Origin of the sequence: Sporosarcina cyprini, assembly GCF_022048975.1 — a bacterium.
In the GTDB taxonomy this organism is placed as follows: Bacteria; Bacillota; Bacilli; order Bacillales_A; family Planococcaceae; genus Sporosarcina; species Sporosarcina cyprini.
Genome location: NZ_JAKMHX010000023.1, coordinates 170140 through 192780, shown reverse-complemented (window position 1 = coordinate 192780; position 22641 = coordinate 170140). Strand labels below are relative to the sequence as shown.

Annotated in this window: 19 protein-coding genes; 8 read left to right on the top strand and 11 right to left on the bottom strand. The window is 46.9% G+C overall.

All coding sequences use genetic code 11. The annotated features are described in order from the left end of the window. Positions 1–6: 6 nt before the first annotated feature. The 4 genes from L7D49_RS09245 (at position 7) to L7D49_RS09230 (ending at position 5182) form a co-directional block, all read left to right on the top strand. Positions 7–1527, top strand: coding sequence for an AbgT family transporter (locus tag L7D49_RS09245; protein ID WP_238080538.1), 1521 nt, complete (start codon positions 7–9; stop codon positions 1525–1527). A 22-nt stretch (positions 1528–1549) separates the two neighbouring features. After that, the gene (locus L7D49_RS09240; protein WP_238080537.1) at positions 1550–2836 is read left to right on the top strand and encodes an amidohydrolase; all 1287 of its coding nucleotides are present in this window, start codon (positions 1550–1552) and stop codon (positions 2834–2836) included. Positions 2837–3217: 381 nt separating this feature from the next. Beyond that, positions 3218–4639, top strand: coding sequence for a transglutaminase domain-containing protein (locus L7D49_RS09235; protein ID WP_238080536.1), 1422 nt, complete (start codon positions 3218–3220; stop codon positions 4637–4639). 117 nt (positions 4640–4756) lie between these two features. Continuing rightward, positions 4757–5182 (top strand): YflT domain-containing protein, encoded by a 426-nt coding sequence (locus tag L7D49_RS09230; RefSeq protein WP_238080535.1) that lies wholly within the window; start codon positions 4757–4759, stop codon positions 5180–5182. 430 nt (positions 5183–5612) lie between these two features. On the opposite strand, the gene L7D49_RS09225 is transcribed toward L7D49_RS09230, so the two are convergent. Both L7D49_RS09225 and L7D49_RS09220 read right to left on the bottom strand, forming a co-directional pair. Further along, entirely contained in the window at positions 5613–6347 is a 735-nt protein-coding gene (locus L7D49_RS09225; protein ID WP_238080534.1) for a hypothetical protein, read from the bottom strand. Continuing rightward, positions 6348–10169: a DEAD/DEAH box helicase gene (locus tag L7D49_RS09220; protein WP_238080533.1), complete on the bottom strand. Its 3822-nt coding sequence runs from the start codon at positions 10167–10169 to the stop codon at positions 6348–6350. A gap of 216 nt (positions 10170–10385) precedes the next feature. On the opposite strand from L7D49_RS09220, the gene L7D49_RS09215 reads away from it, so the two are divergent. After that, the gene (locus L7D49_RS09215; protein WP_238080532.1) at positions 10386–11177 is read left to right on the top strand and encodes a YflT domain-containing protein; all 792 of its coding nucleotides are present in this window, start codon (positions 10386–10388) and stop codon (positions 11175–11177) included. Positions 11178–11236: 59 nt separating this feature from the next. On the opposite strand, the gene L7D49_RS09210 is transcribed toward L7D49_RS09215, so the two are convergent. Together L7D49_RS09210 and L7D49_RS09205 are read right to left on the bottom strand one after the other, a co-directional pair. Continuing rightward, positions 11237–12178: a GGDEF domain-containing protein gene (locus tag L7D49_RS09210; protein WP_238080531.1), complete on the bottom strand. Its 942-nt coding sequence runs from the start codon at positions 12176–12178 to the stop codon at positions 11237–11239. A gap of 2 nt (positions 12179–12180) precedes the next feature. Further along, a complete protein-coding gene (locus L7D49_RS09205; protein WP_238080660.1) occupies positions 12181–12930 on the bottom strand; it encodes an alpha/beta fold hydrolase in 750 nt (249 codons plus the stop codon). A gap of 211 nt (positions 12931–13141) precedes the next feature. Between L7D49_RS09205 and L7D49_RS09200 the strand changes: the two genes are divergently transcribed. Then, positions 13142–13354: a hypothetical protein gene (locus L7D49_RS09200; protein WP_238080530.1), complete on the top strand. Its 213-nt coding sequence runs from the start codon at positions 13142–13144 to the stop codon at positions 13352–13354. A gap of 451 nt (positions 13355–13805) precedes the next feature. Continuing rightward, on the top strand, positions 13806–14000 hold the full coding sequence (locus tag L7D49_RS09195) for a hypothetical protein (RefSeq protein ID WP_238080529.1): 195 nt from the start codon (positions 13806–13808) through the stop codon (positions 13998–14000). Between the two features lie 566 nt (positions 14001–14566). On the opposite strand, the gene L7D49_RS09190 is transcribed toward L7D49_RS09195, so the two are convergent. Genes L7D49_RS09190 through L7D49_RS09180 form a run of 3 tightly spaced genes read right to left on the bottom strand, consistent with a single transcriptional unit; the run spans position 14567 to position 17587 of the window. After that, positions 14567–15478, bottom strand: a complete 912-nt coding sequence (locus L7D49_RS09190) for a glycine betaine ABC transporter substrate-binding protein (RefSeq protein ID WP_238080659.1) — start codon at positions 15476–15478, stop codon at positions 14567–14569. A gap of 2 nt (positions 15479–15480) precedes the next feature. Then, the gene (locus L7D49_RS09185) at positions 15481–16332 is read right to left on the bottom strand and encodes an ABC transporter permease (protein WP_238080528.1); all 852 of its coding nucleotides are present in this window, start codon (positions 16330–16332) and stop codon (positions 15481–15483) included. Beyond that, a complete protein-coding gene (locus L7D49_RS09180) occupies positions 16325–17587 on the bottom strand; it encodes a quaternary amine ABC transporter ATP-binding protein (protein ID WP_238080527.1) in 1263 nt (420 codons plus the stop codon). The genes L7D49_RS09185 and L7D49_RS09180 overlap by 8 nt, the downstream gene beginning before the upstream one ends. Before the next feature lie 187 nt (positions 17588–17774). Here L7D49_RS09180 and L7D49_RS09175 point away from each other — a divergent pair, with 187 nt between their 5' ends. Then, the gene (locus L7D49_RS09175; protein WP_238080526.1) at positions 17775–18323 is read left to right on the top strand and encodes a GbsR/MarR family transcriptional regulator; all 549 of its coding nucleotides are present in this window, start codon (positions 17775–17777) and stop codon (positions 18321–18323) included. Positions 18324–18376: 53 nt separating this feature from the next. Here L7D49_RS09175 and L7D49_RS09170 read toward each other — a convergent pair whose 3' ends face one another. The 4 genes from L7D49_RS09170 to L7D49_RS09155 all read right to left on the bottom strand — a co-directional run bounded on the left by L7D49_RS09170 (position 18377) and on the right by L7D49_RS09155 (position 22629). After that, positions 18377–20788 carry a heavy metal translocating P-type ATPase gene (locus tag L7D49_RS09170; RefSeq protein ID WP_238080525.1) on the bottom strand — a complete coding sequence of 804 codons (2412 nt, stop codon included), beginning with the start codon at positions 20786–20788 and terminating at the stop codon, positions 18377–18379. Positions 20789–20917: 129 nt separating this feature from the next. Further along, positions 20918–21118 (bottom strand): copper chaperone CopZ, encoded by a 201-nt coding sequence (gene copZ / locus L7D49_RS09165; RefSeq protein WP_238080524.1) that lies wholly within the window; start codon positions 21116–21118, stop codon positions 20918–20920. A gap of 79 nt (positions 21119–21197) precedes the next feature. After that, complete coding sequence (locus L7D49_RS09160) at positions 21198–21485, bottom strand: metal-sensitive transcriptional regulator (RefSeq protein ID WP_238080523.1); 288 nt, start codon at positions 21483–21485, stop codon at positions 21198–21200. Positions 21486–21681: 196 nt separating this feature from the next. Beyond that, entirely contained in the window at positions 21682–22629 is a 948-nt protein-coding gene (locus L7D49_RS09155) for a cation diffusion facilitator family transporter (RefSeq protein WP_238080522.1), read from the bottom strand. Positions 22630–22641 lie beyond the last annotated feature (12 nt).

The window sequence follows — 22641 nt, the reverse complement described above, 5'->3', positions numbered from 1 at the left end:
AAGTAAATGGAAACTACGAAAAAACAAGGATTTTTCAGTAAAATTCTGAATGGCATCGAAAAAGTGGGGAATAAGCTCCCGGATCCATTCATCTTGTTCAGCATCTTGGCAGTATCTGTAATTATCGCTTCTTGGATTTTCAGTTTGTTCAACGCATCTGTCATTCATCCGGGAACCGGAGAGACACTCGCCATCAAGAACTTAGCTTCTGGCGAAGGGCTGCAATACATCCTTACTTCCATGGTGACGAACTTCACCGGCTTTGCTCCCCTCGGCATCGTTCTAGCAATGATGCTTGGTATTGGGTTAACAGAAAAAGTGGGAATGCTTGATTATGCAATTAAGAAAACAATTATGAAATCCCCTCCTGCCATGCTGACGTATTCAGTTGCGTTCGTCGGGATTATGGGGAACTTGGCTTCTGATGCTGCGATGTTATTAATTCCGCCATTGGCTGCCATGGTGTTCTACCGTGTCGGACGGCATCCGCTTGCGGGCCTAGCAGTAGGCTATGCTTCTTCTGGAGCCGGATTCACTGCGAACTTGTTCATTGTCGGTACCGATACGCTGCTTTCAGGCATCTCAACGGAAGCGGCAAGAATTGTAGATGATTCTATTACTGTTCATCCTACAGATAACTGGTTTTTTAACATTGTTTCCGTTTTTGTCTTAACATTTCTTGCTGGTTTCATTACATCTCGTTTTATCGAACCGCGACTTGGAAAATATAAAGGCGATAGTGTGGAGATGGATGTCGAAGAGGAAGATCCGAAAGCAGGCAAAGGGTTCCGAAATGCTGTCATTGCCGGTCTTCTCTATATTACCGTACTCATTGTAGCCATTGCTTGGCCGGACAGCCCGCTGCGCGGCGAAGATGGCAAATTGGTTCCATCACCATTCATTTCAGGAATTGTACCGATTATTTTATTCCTATTCCTAACTGTCGGTATCACATATGGTGTCACTGTCGGAAAAATTAAAAGTGGGAAAGACGTTGCAGGCTATATGGCAGAAGCCATGAAGGACATGGCTGGCTATATCGTGCTCATCTTTGCGATTTCCCAGTTCATTGCTTACTTCAACTGGTCCAATATCGGAACATGGATAGCAGTTAACGGCGCTGAATTCTTGACGGAAATTAACTTTACAGGAATGGGATTGATCATCGGGTACATCATTTTCACAGCGCTGATGAATTTCCTCATCACGTCTGGTTCAGCAAAATGGGCGCTTGAGGCACCAATTTTCGTTCCGATGTTTATGCAGCTGAATTACCATCCGGCCTTTACGCAAGTTGCATACCGGATTGCCGATTCTTCCACGAATATTATTACACCGCTCATGCCTTACATGCCTGTAGTTCTATCGTTCATGCAGAAGTATGATAAGAAAGCCGGTATCGGAACATTGATTTCCTTAATGATTCCTTACTCGATCAGCTTCCTTGTCGTGTGGATCATTTTGATACTCATTTTCTTCTATGCAGGAATCCCATTCGGGCCAGGTGTAACACCGTTTTTGAATTAATAAAGGATGAGGTGAATCGTGCGTGGATACAGATTTAAAAGAACAGCTCGTGACTTGGCGGCGGGATTTTCACCGCCATCCTGAGCAAGGCTTCCTCGAACTCCGGACGGCTTCCATCGTCGCCGGAGAACTGGATCGCCTCGGCTATGCGCTGAAAACCGGACTTGAAGTTATGGATCCTAGTCAAATGATGGGAAGGCCAAATCAACAGGCTATTGAAAAGCAGTTGGAATGGGCTCGCGAACATGGCGCAAATTTGGAATATCTTGACCGTTTTCAGGAAGGCTATACGGGCATCGTAGCAGAGTGGGACACCGGAAAAGCTGGTCCCATTACAACATTCCGAGTCGATATGGATGCCCTTCCCATTGTGGAAAGTGATGATGCAGGACATTACCCACAGCAGCATGGATTCAGATCCTCGGTTCATGGTTCCATGCATGCTTGTGGCCATGACGCCCACACTTCGATCGGACTTGGACTCGCCGTCCGGATTGCGGAAACGGCCGAGTCCTTTGGCGGCAAAATCAGGATCATCTTTCAGCCCGCTGAAGAAGGTACACGTGGTGCGAAGTCGATGACCGCAGCCGGCGTGGTTGATGGTACGGATTATTTCATCGCCTCCCACGTCGGTACAGGGGTTCCCCACCGGCATGTCGTAGCGGCGTCAAACGGATTCATGGCGACGACGAAGATGAACGTCACTTTCCGTGGAACAGCATCCCATGCAGGCGCCATGCCAGAAGAAGGTCAAAACGCCCTTCTGGCTGCCGCGAATGCCGCCTTGAACTTGCATGCCATCTCCCGGCATTCTGGCGGTGCTTCACGCGTCAATGTTGGCGAACTGCATGCTGGCAGCGGCCGTAATATCGTGGCAGACCATGCGGAGATGAAAATCGAAACACGCGGAGAAACATCCGATGTCAATCTGTATGTCCGTGAACAGGCGGAAGCCGTCATCAAAGGAGCGGCCGCCATGTACGGCGTCTCATGCGAACTGGATATCGTCGGAGAGGCAATCAGCTGTAAATGCTCTCCGGAGCTGGCGGAAATAATCGTCGAGTGTGCGGCCCCTTCCCCATTTGTGGAACAGGTCGTCTTGGAAGATAATGCTTCTGCTGGTTCAGAGGATGCAACATACTTCATGCAACGCGTAAAAGAACGCGGCGGCCAGGCGACGTACTGCATTTTTGGCACGGAACTTGCAGCCGGTCACCATAATGAAAAATTTGATATTGATGAAGAATCGATGTTTGCCGGTGTGGATGTCTTGTACCGCGTTGCTCAACGATTGAATGCCTTAAAATAAGCGCGCCCCCATTCCTTGTGGAAATGGGGGTATTTTTTATTCTTCAGATTGCCACCTTCCTTTATTGGACCTGAACGTACTTTCATATCACGGTTTAGTGGATTGAATGCTATCTCATCTTATAACTCTACTTCTTTATAACGCAGCTGTCGTGACTACGCCGCCAAAACCTGATAGTTTGCTCCTTAATGGCAGTACTTTGTTTTATTAATTATTTACAAGCAAGGACTAAAGGAGTGGTAATGGTTTTGAAAAGGAAGGGATAGATAGCAAGACTAGGTTGAGACTACTAATTTGAGGTTTGATTACCAATAAATAATTTTTAAATACCTATTGAGCTAGTAGCTTGGCGCTCCGATAATACTATTGGAGGCGATTAATTTGAAACGAATATCAGTCATTTTCTCTGCTATATTACTAACATTAGTTTTATTTTTTCATCACCCTCACCTTTCTGAAGCAGCTACAATTTCTGCACCTAAGTCCTATGAACTGATTAAAAATTCTCTTTTAAGCGGACAAACAACCGGCCGATTTGAGACGAATGAACTGACGTATAAGCAAGTGGGAGACTTGATACATACGGTAGTGACGGAGACTCCGGCCATCCAATACTATGAAGGTGCCTCGATTCGTTCGGATGGACAGATTCAATATAAATATGCTGTCCCTGTCGATACAGTGGATGCCAACCAAAAGTCCATGCAGGCAGAAGCCGACCGTGTGCTCCAATCGATCATTAAACCGGGCAGCTCCGACTTGGAAAAAGTCAAAGCCATTCATGACTATTTGATATTACATGTTGCCTATGATTATGAAAACTTGAAGAATAACAGTCTGCCGCCTGATACCTATACGGCTTATGGAGCACTTGTGAAAAAAAGTGCAGTTTGTGAAGGGTATACAAAAGCGGCGCAATTGCTTTTGGATCGCCTTGGAATCGAGAATCGATTTGTCGTCGGTTCTGCTGGCGGTGAACTCCATTCATGGAATGCTGTCAAATTAAACGGCAGCTGGTATATGATGGACATTACATGGGATGATCCCGTTCCGGATAAGCCGGGTTATCTTCAATATACGTATTTCCTCGTCACGTCCGAGCAGCTTCGAAAAGACCATACGTGGAAGGAAGACGAGTATCCTGCAGCTACGAGCACAACGTACGGATACTTCCATGATTTCGGACAAACTGTTGCAGTAGGCGATACGTTTTATTTCAGCAATCAAGCCGATCAAAATAAACTATATAAAATCAATAAAGATGGGACCGGGCGCCAGCGTGTCGGAAATGTCCGCGCTCCTTACTTTGCCATCTACGGCTCGACCATCTACTTGAGCAACTACATGGATAGCGGCTACTTATACAAGATGGGATTAGACGGCAGCGGATTGACCAGGATGAATACGGTCCATTCCACGGCCATTCAAAATGATGGCAATCTCCTTTCCTATCGGAACGAAAAAACAGGCAAGCAAGAAACCATTACATTGAAAAAAGAAGTCCAGCCTGTCGTCCCGTACGGTGAAACAGTAACCGCAACGAAAATGTGGACAGTCACATTCAATACGAAAATTGACCCGGCCTCGGCAACGAATGGCAATGTGTTCGTCACATCAGCCGAAGGGAAAACAGTGCCTGTTAAAATATCTGTGCATCCGACAGATCCTACCAAACTGCTCGTCTATCCGCCTGCCGGAAACTATGAGCGGAACCAAAACTATGTATTAACGATTGAGAAGGTAAAAACCCCAACCGGAAAAATTCAATTTAACCGAGCCACCCATCCATTCTATGTACAATGAACCACACGCACGCACGATATCTTCGTGCGTGTTTTTTAATTCCCAGCAGGAAACTAGTTTTCAACTGCTGCAAGGAGGGTATTTCCGCAATACAACGAATTTCAAGGAGGCACCATCATGAAAAAAACATTCATTGGAAGTTTCCCGACCCAAGAGCGCTTGATTTCAAAGATAAAAGAATTGCAGCGAAAAGGTGTGAAAGAGGATGATATGTACATCGTCATGAAAGATGACCTGGCTGTCGCCGAATTGAAAAGCCGCACCTCCCAAGACATCCATGGCACCCCCTCTTCCTTTTTCAACCGCTTTCTCGGATTCATGGCCGGTGAAGATAACGTCCGCAGCATGCTGAAAGATGCCGGCTTCACCGACGAGGAGGCCAAAATCTATTACAATGCGGTACAAGACGGCGCCATTCTTCTCTACATCGACGGGCAAATTGACAAAGAGATCCTACTCGACCAAGTTGCAGACGAAAGCCGTTACGGAGGATATGATCCTATTTCACCTGAAGAATTACAGCAGCAGGAACGAAATTTGTAAGAATACCGAAGAAAGCAAGCCGCTCGTTGACGAAAACGAGCGGTTTTGATTTGAACTCGTTTTGACTACCGGGAGTGTCTTGTACTATTCTGGCTAGGGTAAGCATATACGAGCGGTCATCTCGCTTAATCGAGCGGTTCGACAACAGATACGAGAGGTTACCTCGCATAATCGAGCGGTGACATATAGATACGAGCGGTCCCCGACATATACGAGTGGTTCGACTACAAATACGAGTGGTTAGGAGTAATAATCGAGCGGTTCAAAAAAAGATGGTCGGTCTTTGAAATTCACGGTCGCTCCGATTTCTGCAAAATAAAGAAGGCCGGCTGTATTAAAAACGAATCGCTTCGATAATCTTTTTCATCCAGACATTCCGAATGAACATAAAAGGCAGGCTTCGCTCTACCTAAGAGCAGCCTGCCTTTCATCATTTATACGTTTTCCGCCATTCGCTCAGTTCCTGTTCCATAATGAATTGCTCCAGCGCTTTATCCCATTCGCCCGTCATCGTATTCCAAACGCGTGCATACATCCGGTCGTCAGCCACCTGATGCAGCCGGAATTCGATACATTCGACGGAATGGAGCTCTACATCAGTCACAGACTTGACGGCATGGATAGACGTTTGTCCATATTCCTCTTCTTTGTCTTCCTGCAACTTTTCGAGTATTTCGCGCACCGCCGATTCGGGGATCGTCTCGGCATGCCACTCGCTGTTCCCAAACCGGAATTTTTTCGCTTTCGACTCTTTTATTTCTCCTAACAAGAACGTGCCATGAATGGGACTGAAATAGGCTGTTTTCTCTTGCCGTTCGGGCGACTGCACGTAAATGCCGCTCTCCAACTGTTGGCTGCCCGCATCCGTCAGCGAGTACCCCTCGCTGTTTTTGACAATCAAACCGGACCTGACCATCGCCTCCATCATGTCTTCGATGAACAACGATTCCACCAGCAAGATCTCACTCACTTCCTCCGCAGTCTGGAAACGTCCTTTCCGGAAACTGATCAGCAGCATTTTCATCAGGATATCCATGGGCGTCCGTTTGACCGTTTCATATGTGATTTCAACGGAATGCACTGGCAGTCCCCATGTCTCAGAAGCAAGCAGTTTTACATTTGCATTCCGCAGCACTTCGTTTTGCAGCCGCTTTTGTAAATCCATTTAATTCTTCCTCTCCATCAGCGCAAGCTCCTTGAAGCCATTCTGTGCCTTTACCCGGTCAACTAGCCGGCTGTACATCGCTTTAGTCTCCGCCTTTTTCGGCCGTTTCGTGAACATCTCCGCACTTCCTACAACAATCAATAGTTCCCGGGCTCTCGAGAGGGCGACGTTCAAGCGTCGATAATCTTCCGCAAATCCAATTGTGCCGCTTGGCTGATCGTGGTTTCGTACAAAGCTGAGGATGATGATATCCATCTCCATGCCTTGGAATTTATCGACCGAGCCCGTGCGGCAATGCAGATGCTTCGGCATTACATCCTGCTCAATGAGCCGATCAATCCGCTTCACCTGTTCCCCGTAGAAGCTAATAACGCCAACGCTTTTCTTCGCATCGGGCGCCAGCCGCCCTTCTTCGATTGCGTTTACCGTGGCGGCATCGATGTCCATCAGCAATTCGCGGATGGAGCGAAGCTCAGCCTCATTGTACAGACTCGTGCCGCCTTTCACTTGGGCTTCAAAGAACGCAGATTCATTCGGCATGTCGAACCAAAGAAGATGATCTTTCCGCTCGATGAGCCGGGATGATAATAAATGATCGCGCGTACTGTCCGAATCAGTTAAACCGCATTGAAGCCTATACTGCCCTTCCGCATAAAACGGCGTGATCGTCTCCATGATTTCCTCATGCATCCGGTATTGAATGCCGAGCATCGTCTTGTTCTGCTTCGGCAGCGTTCGGAATAACCGCTCAAACAGCGACTCTTTCAGCATGTTCCGCAGCTCATTCTTTTCCTTATCATCTTTAATTTCTTCAATGAACTCTTCCATTGTCTCCCTGCCGACAAGAGGCGGCAACTGATGATGGTCTCCGACTAGGACAATTTTCTTCCCTTTCAGCATCGGCAGCAGCAATTCCGGTGGCGTCGCTTTAGAAACTTCATCGATAATGACGACGTCGAATGTCGGGTAGTCCTCCATGAACTCCTTCCGCGCCGAAGCGACACATGTCGTACCAATTACGTTGGCATGCCGGACATAGAGCTTCCGGATTTCATCGAGATCGTAGTCGCCTGCTTCCGCAAGCAGCTTGCTCCACTCATCCTGCAGCTCCACGGCAAGCGGCAAGTGTGCCTGCTCGTCATTCAGTTTACGTATCGTTTCATTCATGACTTTCATTTCCGCTTGGACTTGCGCAATGCGTTCTTCAGGATTCGTCTGGATCACTTCTTCTAGCGATGCCAGGACAGTGACGTGCTGGGCAGCTTTCTCCTTCAATTCGGCATGCCTCTGCTGCAGAATGCCCAGCTGTGTTCGAGTGGACTCTAGGTTGGCAGTCGCTTCACCCAGGCAGGTCCGCTCCTGTTCCAGTTGCACTTCAGACTGGTGGAGCTTGGCAAGCCGTTCCTCATACTGCGCCAGTCTCTTTACCCCTTCCTCGAGCTCTGCCTGGACAACAGCGAGTTCTTCATGGCCAGTTACTTCAGGAGCCAATTCATCGTGTTCCTGTGTCAGCTGCTTTAAATGGGCCGTATGGTTCGCGCGATCCTCTTCGAGCTGGGAAGCATCGTGCTCCAATTGGCCAATTGTATCCCCGAGTTCTGCGACAAGCTCCTTTTTGACTGAGTTGAACATTAACTTGGCCTGTTCCTGCGCCGCCTCTTTAATACGGGTCGCATGGCCGGTCACTTCTTCCAGCTTGCCGTACAAGTAGGTGAGATTCTCAGCAACCCGGTTCAGAAGTGCCGCTTTTTGCTCAGGCGGAAGCTTCGGGATTAACGGGCTTTTCGTTTTAATGAACCGCCCGATGGCATCAATCATATCGTGCATTTCATCGGCAGTCCGGTACAAATCGCTGTCTTTACTCGGGAGAGTAGTAAACGGAAAACCATTTTTCTTTAGCACACTCTCTAGAAAGGAGATGCCATTTTCAAGCCGTTCAAAAACGCCTTTCCATTCTTCAAATTCGTATGAGTAGGTACCTGTCCCAATCGTCTTCAAATGCTTATGCAGTGAGTTGATTTCAAGCTTTAGCGGTAATGACGGATCGTATCGAAAGGTCTTTACTTTATCCAATAAATCCGGCAACCCTTGAACTGGCGAAATTTCTTCCCTCAATTGGCTGTGGGTCCTCCGGCGCTCGGCCTTCTCATGGATGTCGCTGCTAATCTGTTCGAGAACACGCTCCGCTACATCCATCGCTTCTTCCGTCTCATAGAAGCGCATGATTTTTCGGTTTGCATCCACTTTTCCTTTTACAGCATCCATTTCCAGTTTCTCGTCATCATGCAAACGCAATGATTCGATATCCATTTCAAGCCGGGCTGCCGTTTCAGCAAGCTGTTTCATTTCCTCGTCAATGCGAGATTGTTCCCGTTCCAACTCCTCTGCTTGCCGGGCAGTCTCCTTTATTTCCAGCTCCACTGCCTGCAAATCAGCCGACTGTGCTTCGTGCTTCTGTTTCGCTTCCCGCCTTCTCTTCTTCGCCTCTTCCAAGTCAGCCAGTTCTGCTTTATTTTTCTCTAATGCCTGCTCACATTCATCAATTTCCTTGGCAATGGCGTCCAATCTATCGGCACGTTCTTTTCGCTGCCCATCTATGGCGGCCAGTGTCTCTTCCTTCCAGTGGTGAGCTACATTTTCTTCAATGAACCGCTTGCCTTCCTCTTCAATACTTTCGGTCCTTCCGTAACGTAAAATCCGGATGCCCGGATCGGAGAGCAGTCGGCCAAGTGCATTATCCACAGCAAGATTGGACTGTGAAGCGACAAGCGTCCGCATGCCGGCTTTTACAAGCTGGTGGCATAATTCCGAGATAACCGTCGTTTTTCCTGTCCCGGGTGGTCCTTGGATGACATAAATATCATTTGCCGACATGGCGCCGACAACGGCTTCCCGCTGAAATTCATTGAGAGGATGGTGGAAATCTAGCTCTGCTTTTTTATTCGTAATTTGTACAACAGGACGTTCTTCAAAAAGAATCTTCTCTAAGTTTTGATTGGCAGCAAATCCATCCTGCAAATCTTTAAACCCTTTACGCAATCTCCTAATCTGGCTCAATTCGGCAAAATTGCTGAATACCAGTTCCTTCTCCTTCATGGCCGGAACGAGCGAACCTCGCCGGGCAAGTGCTTGATAATGACGCTTCAACTCAATCTTCACTTTCCGTTTCGCCCGATTGACGTCGATAACAAATCCGAAATCGTCGCCGGAACCTTTCCATTTCGCACTGAAGCCAGAAATCGCATTCCAATCCTTCGCTTCCAATCCGCCGCATGTGAAAGTGGCCTGGGTAAAATCCTCATTGACGGCCACTTCCGAGAAGCGGGCTGTAATATCTGCGACGTCCGCATTCTTTTCTTCAATCCGCAAATATCCTTCCCAGCTGGAAATCCTTTTTTCCACATAGGCGGACCGCTCCTCTGCGATTGGCAGTTCCCGCAAGCTTGTATACAGCTGAATCGGCATCGGCTTTCCGGCCTTGCCCACTTGGAATTTCAGCCGTGCCGGCAAACGGCGATTCGTCCGAACCGGCTCCCTTCTGCCTTTCACGCGAAATGAAATGGCGACGAACCCTTCATTTTTCATGACGCATTCCAGGACGGCAACACGGTCATCCAGCAGTCTGCATAACGGACCGTTCGTTTCATTGTCAAAGAAGAAGGAGAACGTCATGACATCCTGCTTGGCAGGCATTTTTTCTATGTAGACATCAAAATAATCTTGCATGGCAAAAAAGCTCACTTCATCGAGCACCCATCTGCCGATCTCTTTCCGGGCCCGCTGAGTCAGTTCCAAGCGGCATGCAGCCTTGATCTGTTCCATTGACATTCTCCTTCCTCAAAAAATGAAGTCATACGTTCTATCATACAACAAAATTGAGGTTCATTTGTATGTGGAAAGTCCTTTTTTCTCGAATCATGACAGGAAGTATCTGCCCTTTACCACTTGTGCTATCTTCAGAGGTTGGCCCTTCTTCCTGAGTTTTCCTTTACGCTGAGGCGGGTAATTAGTAAGTAAGGAATGAAGGAGGTGCAAGCCATGAAAGAAAAAACGTTTATTGGACTGTATGACAACTTAGATGAAATGACTTCTAAAATTAATGAATTGGATCATAAAGGGATCGACCCGTCACGCATATTCGTGATCGCAAAAGAGGAGACGGCAGTGTCGGCTTTGCGGCACCGTACATCCGAAGAAATCCAGTCAGAGCCGTCATCCTGGTTTGACCAGTTTATCGGTTTTCTTTCCGGGGAGGACCGGATCGAAACGATGCTTGTGGAAGCAGGGTTTGATTCCTCAGAGGCAAAACAATATTACGAGGAAGTCGAGATGGGAAAATACTTGGTGTATATCGATGGGACTGTGGAGAAAACCGTATATGAAGTCCATGCCGATCAACAGAACGAGCAGGAGGAAAATCCGTTTGATCCAATTGAAATGCTGCCTGGCAAATCACCTAAGGAGCAGGAAGAAGCGACTGAACAAAATCCAGTCGGTCGTAAAGGTCGCGAAGCGCTGTTTGATCATACCAGATATGAAGAAGATCATGACACATCCCGAGAAGCCGCTACCCGGGGATACCCGCAAAGCGATCGCGAGAAGGAATTGATCCGCGATTACTACGAGCACCAAATAGAGGAACACAGAGCAGAAGAACAGGTCGACATCGTGCCGGACGCATTCCAAGAAAGCCAGATGGACCGCCAAGACGCCATAGCGGAAGAAGCGGCGAGCATAGAAACTGTCATCCCCCCTTTGGAATCTGGTCATAAAAAGAAGGAACCTATTATTATTGACTTACGTAATATCCCGCGAGAACATAAGCAATAAAATCAGGTCCATGCCCCGGTTTGCGGAGTATGGACCTTTTTTAGATGAACAGATAGTACTTAAAAACTGGTGACACGATTGCGTCCAGAGCGTTTGGATGCATACAAGGCGCTATCCGCCCGGATATACATACTTTCCGCGGTATCTCCGTCCTGATAAGTTGCGATTCCGATACTGACTGTAACAGGCTTGCTGTGCCAAGTGGAATTTTCGATATAAGCCCTCAATTGTTCCGCAAATGCAGAGGAACTCTCCTGCTCTGTTTCTTTAAGAATAATCGCGAATTCCTCTCCGCCAATCCGGGCGGCTGAATCATGTATTGGGATCAGCCCCTTAATCTTGATTGCCAGCTCTTTCAGTACCTCGTCCCCCACATTGTGGCCATATGTATCATTCACATTCTTAAAATGATCAATATCAAAAATGATCACGGAAAAAACACTCTGCTCCGTAATCGCCTTTTCCACTTGTTCGGCCAGTCTCTCTTGAAATACCCTGCGGTTAAATAATCCAGTTAACGGATCTGTCGTCGCCATCGTCTGCAGGCGATGGTTCAGCTCTACTAATTCTTCCTGCTTCTGCTGAACCTCATTCATCAGACCAAGTAACGTTGTATACGCCTTATCGGTTTCTTGCTGAATTTGTTCTGCATTCCGTTTCGCCACAAGCAATTCATTTTCATATTCTTCACGGACAGTCATCTGCATAAGGGCACATTCATACAATCCTTTGCGTTCGCGGGCGCTCATTAATACCGGAAGCGGCCCCTCTTTCCCTTTTAATGTCAAATGAAGTTCATCTACACGTCCGTGTATATGAAGGGCCGGCACAAAATACGTCTGGAAATAGACCTTTGAAGGAACCGTCAGTATATCGCGCATGTTCACCGCCGCACGCTCGCTGCCAAGCATATCCCGCAACGTCTGGTTCATATCCGTGATCTCCCAATCCTTTGTAAGAACCAAATAGCCGCAAGGAGCAAAATTCAATTGCTCATCCATCGTTATTTCACGCCTCCATTGAGATAGTCCCGAATCACTTGAATGGTCTCTTCCGGGTCGCTTATGTGTGGATTGTGGCCTTTCGCATTCATTAAGACAAATGCACTGTCTTTAATATGCTCGTGCACATATTCACCAACTTCAATCGGCGAAATGGCATCCTCGCGCGTCTGCAAAATTAAAGTCGGAACCGAAACATCTGCCAGGCGGTCACGCAAATCGGAAGTAAACGTCACTTCCGCAAATCGCCTTGCAATAACCGGGTCATTTTCACATAAAGTCCTTTCAAAATTAGCGGCCAGTTCTGGGCGTTCCTCATTTTTCATCACAACGGGTGCCAAATATTTGGCCCATTCCTTGTAATTCAGCTCCATCATATCCAGCAATTCATTGATGTCCTCTCGTTCAAATCCACCTTTATAATCCCCATCGTTCATATAATGCGGCGACGGTCCGATCATGATCAATCGGTCCATCAATTGAGGGCGCAGAATTGAAGCGATTGCGCCGATCATACTAGAAACAGAATGGCCGACAAAAATCACGTGAGACAGATTCAATTCATCCGCAATCTCGACCAAGTCTAATGCATAGCCGTCTAGTGAACTGTAGCGGTCCTTAGAAAACAGCGTCTTATCGCTCCTTCCCGAACCGGTATAATCGAACAATACGATGCGATACTCTTTTTCAAATGCGGGCACAACCCGGTTCCACACCGTTTGATCGCATCCGAAACCGTGAGCGAAAACCATCGTCTTTTCTCCATCCCCTAAAACTGTTACATGATTCCTTTGTTTATAGCTCAATCGTCTTCATCCTTTATCTGTAATATTGATTGCTTACATTCTATCACAAGGATGATAGAGGTTTCATGTGTTATCGGAACACTCATTGCGCTTGCAACAAGGGCTGCCAATTCAGTACGATGTACGTACCTTTCCACACGTCAGGAGATGAATGACAATGAGAGAATTCAAAATCACTTATTTTTTTAATGAAGAGCATTATATCCGGCGTTTCATCCATATGGAGACGATGGAACAAGCCATCGCACTAGTTCAAAGCGAACGGGGCCGATTCATTTCCTTTACAGACAGCCGCGGCATTTACCACGAACTCGACACCGGGAAAGTGAGAGTTACCCAAGTAGCCGAATACTTCAGGACAAAAAAATAACTCGATTTTTCAAGTTAATAAAAGAAAGAACCTCAGAGGAATCCCCTGAGGCTAAACGTTTATAGGGAGCCGAGTCACGTTCCCTGCCAAAAGGAAGGAGGTGAAAAGGCAAAGAAGTGTGCAAGCATAAGAGATGATTCCCTTCATAGGGTCGCTTGTCCTATTATTTTCATAATCTGTACAAGCGACGGGCCGTCCACAAATGAAGCGGCTGCTTCTGGCGGCGCGTAAATGATCTTTCTTCTGCTCCTCGATAACCTGCCGGTAAGCCGATAGGCAGTCCCATCCGCAACCGAGGCTTGCCTCCCGTAGATCAGCCCTCAGATTTGAGAGCTCATACTACCATATGAAATCAAACGAAGCATGCTTAGGTGTACGACTGCACCATTACAATAACCCTTTGTAGTTCTTTAAGTGCGCCAGGCAATTTTTGTCGGGCGGATAGTGGCTGATGGACAGAGGAGACATGCTGTTAGTGGAATATATGAGCAGTCGAGGACGACATTCGAGCTCTCGCTGGGATATACGAGCGGTCGCAGGCGGCATACGAGCTCTTACAGAAATATACGAGTGGTTCGCGATGACATACGAGTGGTTCGCGGCGACATTCGATCTCTTTCCGAATTATACGAGCGGTTCGCGATGACATACGAGCTCTCACAGAATTATACGAGCGGTTCGCGACGACATACGAGCTCTTACAGAAATATACGAGTGGTTCGCGGCGACATACGAGCTCTTACCGAATTATACGAACGGTTCGCGATGACATACGAGCTCTTACCGAGTTATACGAGTGGTTCGCGATGACATACGAGCTCTTACCGAATTATACGAGTGGTTCACGACGACTTACGAGCTCTCTCACAAAAATATACGAGTGGTTCGCGACGACATTCGAGCTCTCACAAAAATATACGAGTGGTTCGCGATGACATACGAGCTCTTACAGAAATATACGAGCAGTGCAGGCGACATACGAGCTCTCACAGAATTATACGAGCGGTTGGCGACGACATACGAGCTCTCACAAAAATATACGAGTGGTCGCGATGACTTACCAGCTCTCACTAAATTATACGAGCGGTATGCGACAACATTCGAGCAGTCAGCAAAAACAAAAGAACTCTCCATAACCTGCAGCCCACTCTCCTTAAATAAAAAATCAGGTGAAGAGCAACTAATCGTTACTCTCCACCTGAATCCTATCTATTATTCTTTTAAATCTTCGATCGAGTCAATATCCATATATTCCGGCACGACGAGGCCGATTTTGACCCCTTCCATGTTGATGCCGAGCTCATCGAATTTACCATCGAATTTGTCTGCATATGTTTTATGCGTGACTGGAAGCCAAGCTGCTAAGGATGCGTCCGCACTTCCATCTGCAATCGCCGTCCATAAAGGACCGGCTTCGACTTGTGTCAAAGTCACATTGTATCCCATGTCTTCCAAAACGGTTTTTACGACATTGTGGCTGGCGATTTCGCTGTCCCATGCGACATAAGCAAGATTGATTTTATCGCCATTGACCGGATCTACGCCGTCTGTCCACTCGGAAATCTTATCAGCATTGGCGTCTACCCAATCACGGGCAGCGTCTTCTTCCTTAGCCCCTTCTTGGATTGCCACCATGACAGATCCCATGTCTTCCTCTGTCCAATGGAAGTTCGATAGGATTTCATAAGCTTCTGGCAGATCATCTTTCAAGCCTTTTCTTGCAATGGTACGGATTTGTTCTTCCCCGCCGTATACGCCTTTCGGGTCATCAAGATACTTCAAATCGAACTTCGCGAATTTCCAATGGGGTGTCCAGCCTGTCACGATGATCGGCTCTTCTTTATCATATGCTTTTTTCAAAGCTGCTGTCATAGCCGCTCCTGAACCAGTCGTCACTGTCCATTTGTCGAGACCATACTCTTCAATTGCTTTGTCTGTCGCTTCCATGATGCCGGCACCCGGGTCAATTCCAGTGATTTTGTAATCAACCGATTCCCCTACTGACGAAGAAGAACCTCCATTCGCTCCCTCGTTTTTCCCAGCATTATCGTCTTCATTGCCACAAGCGGCGAGGACGATCGCAAGCATTGCTGCCGCTCCTAGTCCAAAAAATTTCTTTGTGATGTTCATGATAAAGTTCCCCCTTGTTTTTTCTTACCTGCATGTTGTGTAATCCGGTCGAGAATAATAGCTACGATTACGATGGATAAGCCAGTTTCAAACCCGACACCCGTTTTTAATTGCGTCACCGCGCGATATACTTCTTCTCCAAGTCCCGGTGCGCCAACCATTGACGCGATAACAACCATGGAAAGCGAAAGCATGATGCTTTGGTTGACTCCTGCCATGATTGTCGGCTTTGCAAGCGGAATCTGCACTTTAACGAGGCGCTGCCATGTCGTTGAGCCGAATGCTTCCGTCGCTTCAATCAAATCCTTTGGCACCTGCTCAATGCCGAGCATCGTCAGCCGAATGGTCGGCGGCATGGAAAAGATGACTGATGCCACTACGCCCGGCACGACGCCGATATTGAAAAAGAAGATGGCCGGCAGTAAATAGACGAAGGCTGGCATCGTCTGCATCAAGTCTAAAATCGGACTGATGATTTTCTTGGCCGTCGGCTGCTGCGATCCCCATATACCTAATGGGATGCCAATTATGAGCGCGATGACGACAGATGTGATGACAAGCGACAGCATCTGAAGCATCGAATGCCAATAGCCGAGGTAATCAATGAATAACAGGCCAAGCAGCGTGAAAATTGCAATGCGCCGAGTGGAAAGCAACCAAGCTACAACCGCAAAGAGCACCGCAAGTACAATGGATGGCACCCAGGCCATAAGATCAACGGCTCCCTCTACCGTTCCTTTCAGGAATCCGGATAGTCCATCGAACACGGATCCGAATTGTGTAACAAGCCAATCAATGCCAGTATCAATCCAGTCGGCAAACGGCAATCGAGGCAATAAATTATTCATTGCTTGCCACCTCCAACTCTACAGGCTTCATTTCTTCTACCGTTCGGCTGTCGTTAATGAACTGCCCATCTCCAGCAAGCGCGCCAATTAATGCGCCCCGGATAATGATGCCTTCCAAATGATTGCGTTCGTCCACTACAGCCATTGGAATAGACGTTTTCGAAACCGTATCAAACAGCTCCGTCAATACGGTATCTGCTGATGTAGTCGGCACATCTTTGATCAGCACCTCTTCCAATGAAGCGCCAGATTCAGAAGCCGCCACTGTATCTTGAGCCGTAACAGCCCCGAGCAGACGATTCCCTTTGTCGACGACATAAAGAGAGGAAATGCGAAGCTGTTTCATTAAGCGCAATGCAACCCGCGGTCCCCGGTCAACTTGGACGGTGTCTGCTTTTTTCATAATATGGCCCGCCGTCAATACTTTGGATAGATCAACATCCTCGACGAATTTTTCGACGTATTCATTAGAAGGACTCATCAGAATTTCTTCCGGCGTCCCAATTTGAACGATATCGCCGTCTTTCATGAGAGCGATCCGATCCCCGATCCGGAGTGCCTCATCCAAATCATGTGTAATAAAGATAATCGTCTTGCCCATGTCATGATGCAGTTGAAGCAATTCGTCTTGCATATCTTTACGAATTAATGGGTCCAGTGCGCTGAACGCCTCATCCATGAGAAGAATATCGGGATCGTTCGCCAGCGCCCTCGCCAAGCCGACCCGTTGCTGCATTCCTCCGCTCAATTGGTTCGGATATTGGTCTTCATAACCAGACAGGCCGACGAGCCGCAGCGATTCTTTTGCACGTTCCTGCCGCTCAGCCTTTGCCGCGCCTTGGATCTCCAATCCATATTCCGTATTCTCCAAAATCGTTTTATGCGGAAAGAGCGCAAAGTTCTGGAAAACCATCCCGATTTTTTTCCGTCTGACATTCCGTAGTTGCTCCTTATTCATCCGTACGATATCGTCGCCGTCAATCCGTATTTCTCCAGCTGTCGGCTCAATGAGTCGATTGAACATACGAACGAGCGTCGATTTGCCGCTTCCCGATAAACCCATAATGACGAAAATCTCACCATCGTACACATCGAACGATGCATTTTTCACGCCGACTGTCGTTCCGGTCTGCTTCAGAATCTCAGCTTTTGATTTTCCTTCATTCAAAAGCTGCGTCGCACGTTTACTGTTCTTACCGAAAATCTTCGATACATTCCTCACTTCTATTTTCTTCTTAACTTCCATTTCTTCCATACGTACACTCCTTACAAACTCAATGTCTACTAGTATATGTGTAGTAGAAATTAATTTCAACCGTTTTAACCATATTAATTGTTTGTACAGAAAAAACTGTACAAAACTAACGTATATCATTGCAATTCCAATGTGGATATAATACGCTTAAGAAAAGTGACATGATAATAGCGGAGGGAACTCACACATGGAAGGCAAAGAAGCACTCGACAAAGCACGTGAGCGAATTATTGAGACCATTGCACAGAATATACATTTATACGGTTTGACATCATCGGCAGGACGCCAATTTGGCACGATGTTCTTTCACGACGAACCGATGACACTAGATGAAATGACGGAAGAGCTCGGCATGAGCAAAACGAGCATGAGCACATCGGTCAGGGCTTTGTCTGATTTAAAATTAGTGGAGCGAGCCTGGAAGCGGGGCGTACGGAAAGATTTATATCAAGTGAAGGACGATTGGTATCAAAGTTTTATCGATTTGTTCTCCATTAAGTGGCGCAGATCGATTTCCCTGCACTCCACTGCGATAAAAAAATCATTGAGCGAGTTGGAAAGTTTGGTTGAGGATCCGGCAACGAGCGAGGAAGTGAAAGAACTGGCTCAACAGGACGTAGCCAGGCTTGAATATATCCGGGATTACTTTGAATGGCTCGACAGACTCGTCGATGCGTTTGAACACCATAAAATCTTTGATCTGGTTCCTTTGACGAAAGATCTGAAGGATAAATAATAAATGAAAAAGCCTCCATCGATTCATCCAATCGGTGGAGGCTTTCACGTTGCTTATAATTTTACTCGTTGAAGACGCAATGCATTCAAGACGACAGATACCGAACTGAATGCCATGGCGGCCCCTGCCACCCACGGAGCAAGTAATCCGAGAGCTGCGATCGGAATGCCAATCGTATTGTAGAAGAAGGCAAAGAATAAATTTTGCTTAATGTTGCGCATCGTTTTGCGGCTCATGATGATGGCATCCGCCACGCTATTCAAGTCACCGCGCATGAGCGTAATGTCAGCTGCTTCAATTGCAATATCGGTTCCCGTTCCAATCGCCATGCCAATATCTGCAATGGCTAGCGCAGGGGCATCGTTGATTCCATCACCGACCATTGCCACCTTTTTGCCTTGTGCCTGCAGCTTCTTAATTTCCTCACTTTTTTCTTCAGGCAACACTTCCGCAATGACATGGCTCAATCCGACTTGTCGCCCAATTGCTTCAGCTGTTTGCTTGTTGTCGCCTGTCAATAAAATGATGTCCAATCCGAGGGCCAGCATCCGTTCGATGGCAGCTTGCGATGTTTCTTTTACTGTATCCGCTACTGCCACTATGCCGGCAAGCTGTTCATTCACCGCAATCAGCATGGCCGTTTTGCCCTCGTTTTCCATGTTCGCCATTTTGGATTCAATATTCATCAAGTCAATATTTCGGCTGCGCAGCAATTTACGTGTTCCGACCAGCAGTCGCTTTCCGGCGACTTGAGCTTCAATGCCGAAGCCCGGGAGCGCTTGGAAGGATTCCGGTGCAATTAATTCGATGCCTTTCTCCTTCACACCTGATACGATCGCGCGAGCCAGCGGGTGCTCTGATTGGTTCTCTGCTGAAGCGACCCATTGCAGGACATCTTCTTCCTCATAGCGTTTCGTAATGACAACATCGGTCAATGCAGGTTCACCTTTCGTCACAGTGCCCGTCTTATCCAAGACGACGGTGTCAATAGTCCGTGTATTTTCAAGATGCTCACCGCCCTTGAACAGGATGCCCATTTCAGCGGCTCTTCCAGAACCCGCCATGATAGAGGTCGGTGTCGCAAGACCAAGTGCACACGGACATGCGATGACAAGGATAGAGATGGTAGGAATCAAGGCCGCCCGGAAATCTCCTGGCGTCACAAGGAAGTACCAAATCAGAAACGCCAAGATGGCAATCCCGACTACGATTGGAACAAAGATGCCGGATATTTTGTCGGCCAAACGCTGGATTTCCGCTTTTGAACCTTGTGCTTCTTCGACAACTTTAACAATTTGGGATAACGCACTATCTTTCCCAACCTTGGTTGCTTTAATTTGCAAGGAACCATTTTTATTGATGGTCGCCCCAATGACAGAATCTCCCGCAGTTTTATCCACAGGAATACTCTCTCCGGTAATCATTGATTCATCAATCGCACTCTCACCCGCAATTATTTCACCATCCACCGGAATTTTCTCTCCCGGTTTGACAAGGATGATATTCCCTGCCATGACTTCCTCGATCGGAACCTCGAATTCAACTCCGTTCTTAAGGACACGGGCTGTTTTGGCCTGTAATCCGAGAAGCTTTTGAATCGCCTGGCTCGTTTTTCCTTTGGCGCGCACTTCAAATAGTTTGCCTAGTAACACCAATGTCAAAATGACCGCTGATGCTTCAAAATAAAGCTCCGGCTCCCCGACTTTGCCGGCCTCCACCCACTCATATGTTAAATAAAGGCTGTAAAAATAGGCGGCGCTTGTGCCGAGGGCTACTAAAACATCCATATTGGCGCTTTTATTTCGCAAAGCTGTAAAGGCGCCTTTATAAAACTGCGCTCCGATAATGAATTGCACAGGAGTTGCGGGTGCCAATTGCACCCATGGATTCATTAGGAAATCCGGCAAGTATAAAAAGGACAGAAAGTTGAAATGGGCGACCATCGTCCATAACAGAGGAAGTGTCAATACAGCGGAGAAAATGAATTTCCTAGTTTGCCGCTGGATCTCCTGTTCTTTATGATCCACTGTGTCTTCTTTGTCTGATTTCGGAATCAATTCGTAACCCATCTTTTTCACGGTGCTGACCATTTCGTCGGGAGACGTTTGACCTCCATCGTAATCGACAGTCAGGGTTTCCAGCGCAAAATTGACCGCCGCATTTGAAACTCCCTCCATCTTGTTGACTCGCTTCTCAATCCGTGCAGCACAGGCTGCACAAGTCATGCCTGAGACATCAAATTCAACTTTATCTTGAATGACGCCATAGCCTAGCTTCTCTATTTTCGCTGTTAAATCATGCACATTCGTCTTATCAGGGTCGTAGACGACGGTAGAGCTTTCCAAAGCAAAGTTGACATTCGCCTTTTCGACGCCTTCCATTTTGGATAAACCCTTCTCGATCCGGTTGGCACAAGCTGCACAGGTCATGCCATTAATCTTTAAGGTTTTTTCCGCTGTTGCCATTTTGCATCCCTCCTATACGGTAAGGGGGTATGAGCGATGTAAAAAAAGAAGGATCATACGGCTGTCGTATAATCACTTCTTTCACCACTCGATACCCCCATATGGTGTAAGCGGTGTACTCATCAAGATTTATGCAAGGTCATATCCTTGATCTTCAATTGTTTCTTTAATCTTATTTAATGTATCCTCTTTATCGAATTCAACCGTTACTTCGTGATTGGCAAGGTCTACTTTAACAGCAGATACACCTTCCAATTCGCCAACACTCGATTCGATTGCATTTACACAATGGCCACAAGACATGCCTTCTACTTTCAAAACTTCCTTCATGATGATTCCCCTCCTGTTTGAATTAACAACCTAAATATAACATACCCCTATACGGTATATCAAGATGCAGACTAAAATTTTATTTAGTCATTGTTCTCATCACATTCATCAGCTCTTGAATAGCAGCTTCTCCATCCTGGCCTTTTATTGCATTCACAACACAATGATGCGTGTGATCTTCTAAAAGAGCTAAAGACACTTTGTTCATGGCCGATTGGATGGCACTAATCTGATGTAAAATATCCACACAATACCGATCGTTTTCAATCATTTGATGGACACCCCGAACTTGTCCTTCTATGCGTTTCAGCCGATTCAGTAATTGTTGCTTATTCGGCTGGACTGTTTTCTTTGTCGTTTCTGTCATATACTCACTCCTCAGAGTTGTTCTAATACCCTGTACCCCTAATCTACCATCTAGAGTTTGCGAGAGCAATCTTATGGTTCCAATAAACGGCGTTTTTATTCTTAGCAGTTCTAGGCGTCCTATTTCAGGATAATAAAGCATTTCAGCTTGTCTCTATAATACGAGATACAGGATAAGGGTATATCATTTTAATACTTTAGTGATGATGGTGGCCTCCCGCTGATTGCGGCTTCACTTGGCATAAAATCGAATCATCATGCTGATGCGCGGCTGTCTCTAACTGGATGGTGACATGGTGGATGTTTTGATGTGAAAGATCATGTTCAATCGTTCGAAGCAAGGGCTCACTTTCTGCAATTGTCATATGCTCATCGACAACCGCATGGCAGGAAAGTGCATTTAAGCCGCTCGTAATGGACCAAACGTGAAGGTCATGCACACTCAAAACTCCTTCGGCATTTCCAATAGTCCGAATGACATTATCCATTTCTACGTTTTGAGGCACACCTTCCATGAGAACATGCAGTGCCGACTTGGATACGAAATAGCCGCTCCGTAAAACAAGAATCGCAACGATGATACTCGCTAGTGGGTCAGCCCATCCCCAGCCAAAAAACATTATAAGAAGAGCTGCCGCAATTGCCCCGATAGACCCGAGCATGTCACTGATGACGTGAAGATAAGCACCTTTCATATTCAAGTTCTCTTCTACATCGGCTCCTCGCATCATAATCCATGCAACTAAAATATTTATAGCGAGTCCGATGCTGCTGACAATTAACATGCCAGTTGTGGCGACATCCGGAGGATTTGCAAAACGTTTAATCGCTTCATAGAAAATGAACAAGGCGATGGCGATCAGGGTTACGCCATTTAAGACGGCGGCCAAAATCTCAAACCGTTTATAGCCGAATGTTTTACTGTGGCTCGCCACCTTTTCGCCGAGTTTAAACGCAATTAATGCGATAGCTAGGGAAATCGAATCGCTCAGCATATGGCCAGCGTCTGCAAGTAACGCTAAGCTGTTTGTCAAAAATCCCCCGACTGCCTCGACAATCATATAGGTGGTAATGATTAAAAAAGAAATCAAGAGCACTTTTTTATTGGCCCCATGCGTATGATCGTGTTCGTGGTCATGTCCCATTCGAAGCCCTCC

Excerpts from the sequence above, each read along its gene's own strand:
- L7D49_RS09245 (WP_238080538.1), top strand. The coding sequence starts at position 7 with ATGGAAACTACGAAAAAACAAGGATTTTTCAGTAAAATTCTGAATGGC.
- L7D49_RS09230 (WP_238080535.1), top strand. The coding sequence starts at position 4,757 with ATGAAAAAAACATTCATTGGAAGTTTCCCGACCCAAGAGCGCTTGATT.
- L7D49_RS09225 (WP_238080534.1), bottom strand. The coding sequence starts at position 6,347 with ATGGATTTACAAAAGCGGCTGCAAAACGAAGTGCTGCGGAATGCAAAT.
- L7D49_RS09220 (WP_238080533.1), bottom strand. The coding sequence starts at position 10,169 with ATGGAACAGATCAAGGCTGCATGCCGCTTGGAACTGACTCAGCGGGCC.
- L7D49_RS09215 (WP_238080532.1), top strand. The coding sequence starts at position 10,386 with ATGAAAGAAAAAACGTTTATTGGACTGTATGACAACTTAGATGAAATG.
- L7D49_RS09210 (WP_238080531.1), bottom strand. The coding sequence starts at position 12,178 with ATGGATGAGCAATTGAATTTTGCTCCTTGCGGCTATTTGGTTCTTACA.
- L7D49_RS09205 (WP_238080660.1), bottom strand. The coding sequence starts at position 12,930 with ATGGTTTTCGCTCACGGTTTCGGATGCGATCAAACGGTGTGGAACCGG.
- L7D49_RS09200 (WP_238080530.1), top strand. The coding sequence starts at position 13,142 with ATGAGAGAATTCAAAATCACTTATTTTTTTAATGAAGAGCATTATATC.
- L7D49_RS09195 (WP_238080529.1), top strand. The coding sequence starts at position 13,806 with ATGGACAGAGGAGACATGCTGTTAGTGGAATATATGAGCAGTCGAGGA.
- L7D49_RS09185 (WP_238080528.1), bottom strand. The coding sequence starts at position 16,332 with ATGAATAATTTATTGCCTCGATTGCCGTTTGCCGACTGGATTGATACT.
- L7D49_RS09180 (WP_238080527.1), bottom strand. The coding sequence starts at position 17,587 with ATGGAAGAAATGGAAGTTAAGAAGAAAATAGAAGTGAGGAATGTATCG.
- L7D49_RS09175 (WP_238080526.1), top strand. The coding sequence starts at position 17,775 with ATGGAAGGCAAAGAAGCACTCGACAAAGCACGTGAGCGAATTATTGAG.
- L7D49_RS09170 (WP_238080525.1), bottom strand. The coding sequence starts at position 20,788 with ATGGCAACAGCGGAAAAAACCTTAAAGATTAATGGCATGACCTGTGCA.
- copZ (WP_238080524.1), bottom strand. The coding sequence starts at position 21,118 with ATGAAGGAAGTTTTGAAAGTAGAAGGCATGTCTTGTGGCCATTGTGTA.
- L7D49_RS09160 (WP_238080523.1), bottom strand. The coding sequence starts at position 21,485 with ATGACAGAAACGACAAAGAAAACAGTCCAGCCGAATAAGCAACAATTA.
- L7D49_RS09155 (WP_238080522.1), bottom strand. The coding sequence starts at position 22,629 with ATGGGACATGACCACGAACACGATCATACGCATGGGGCCAATAAAAAA.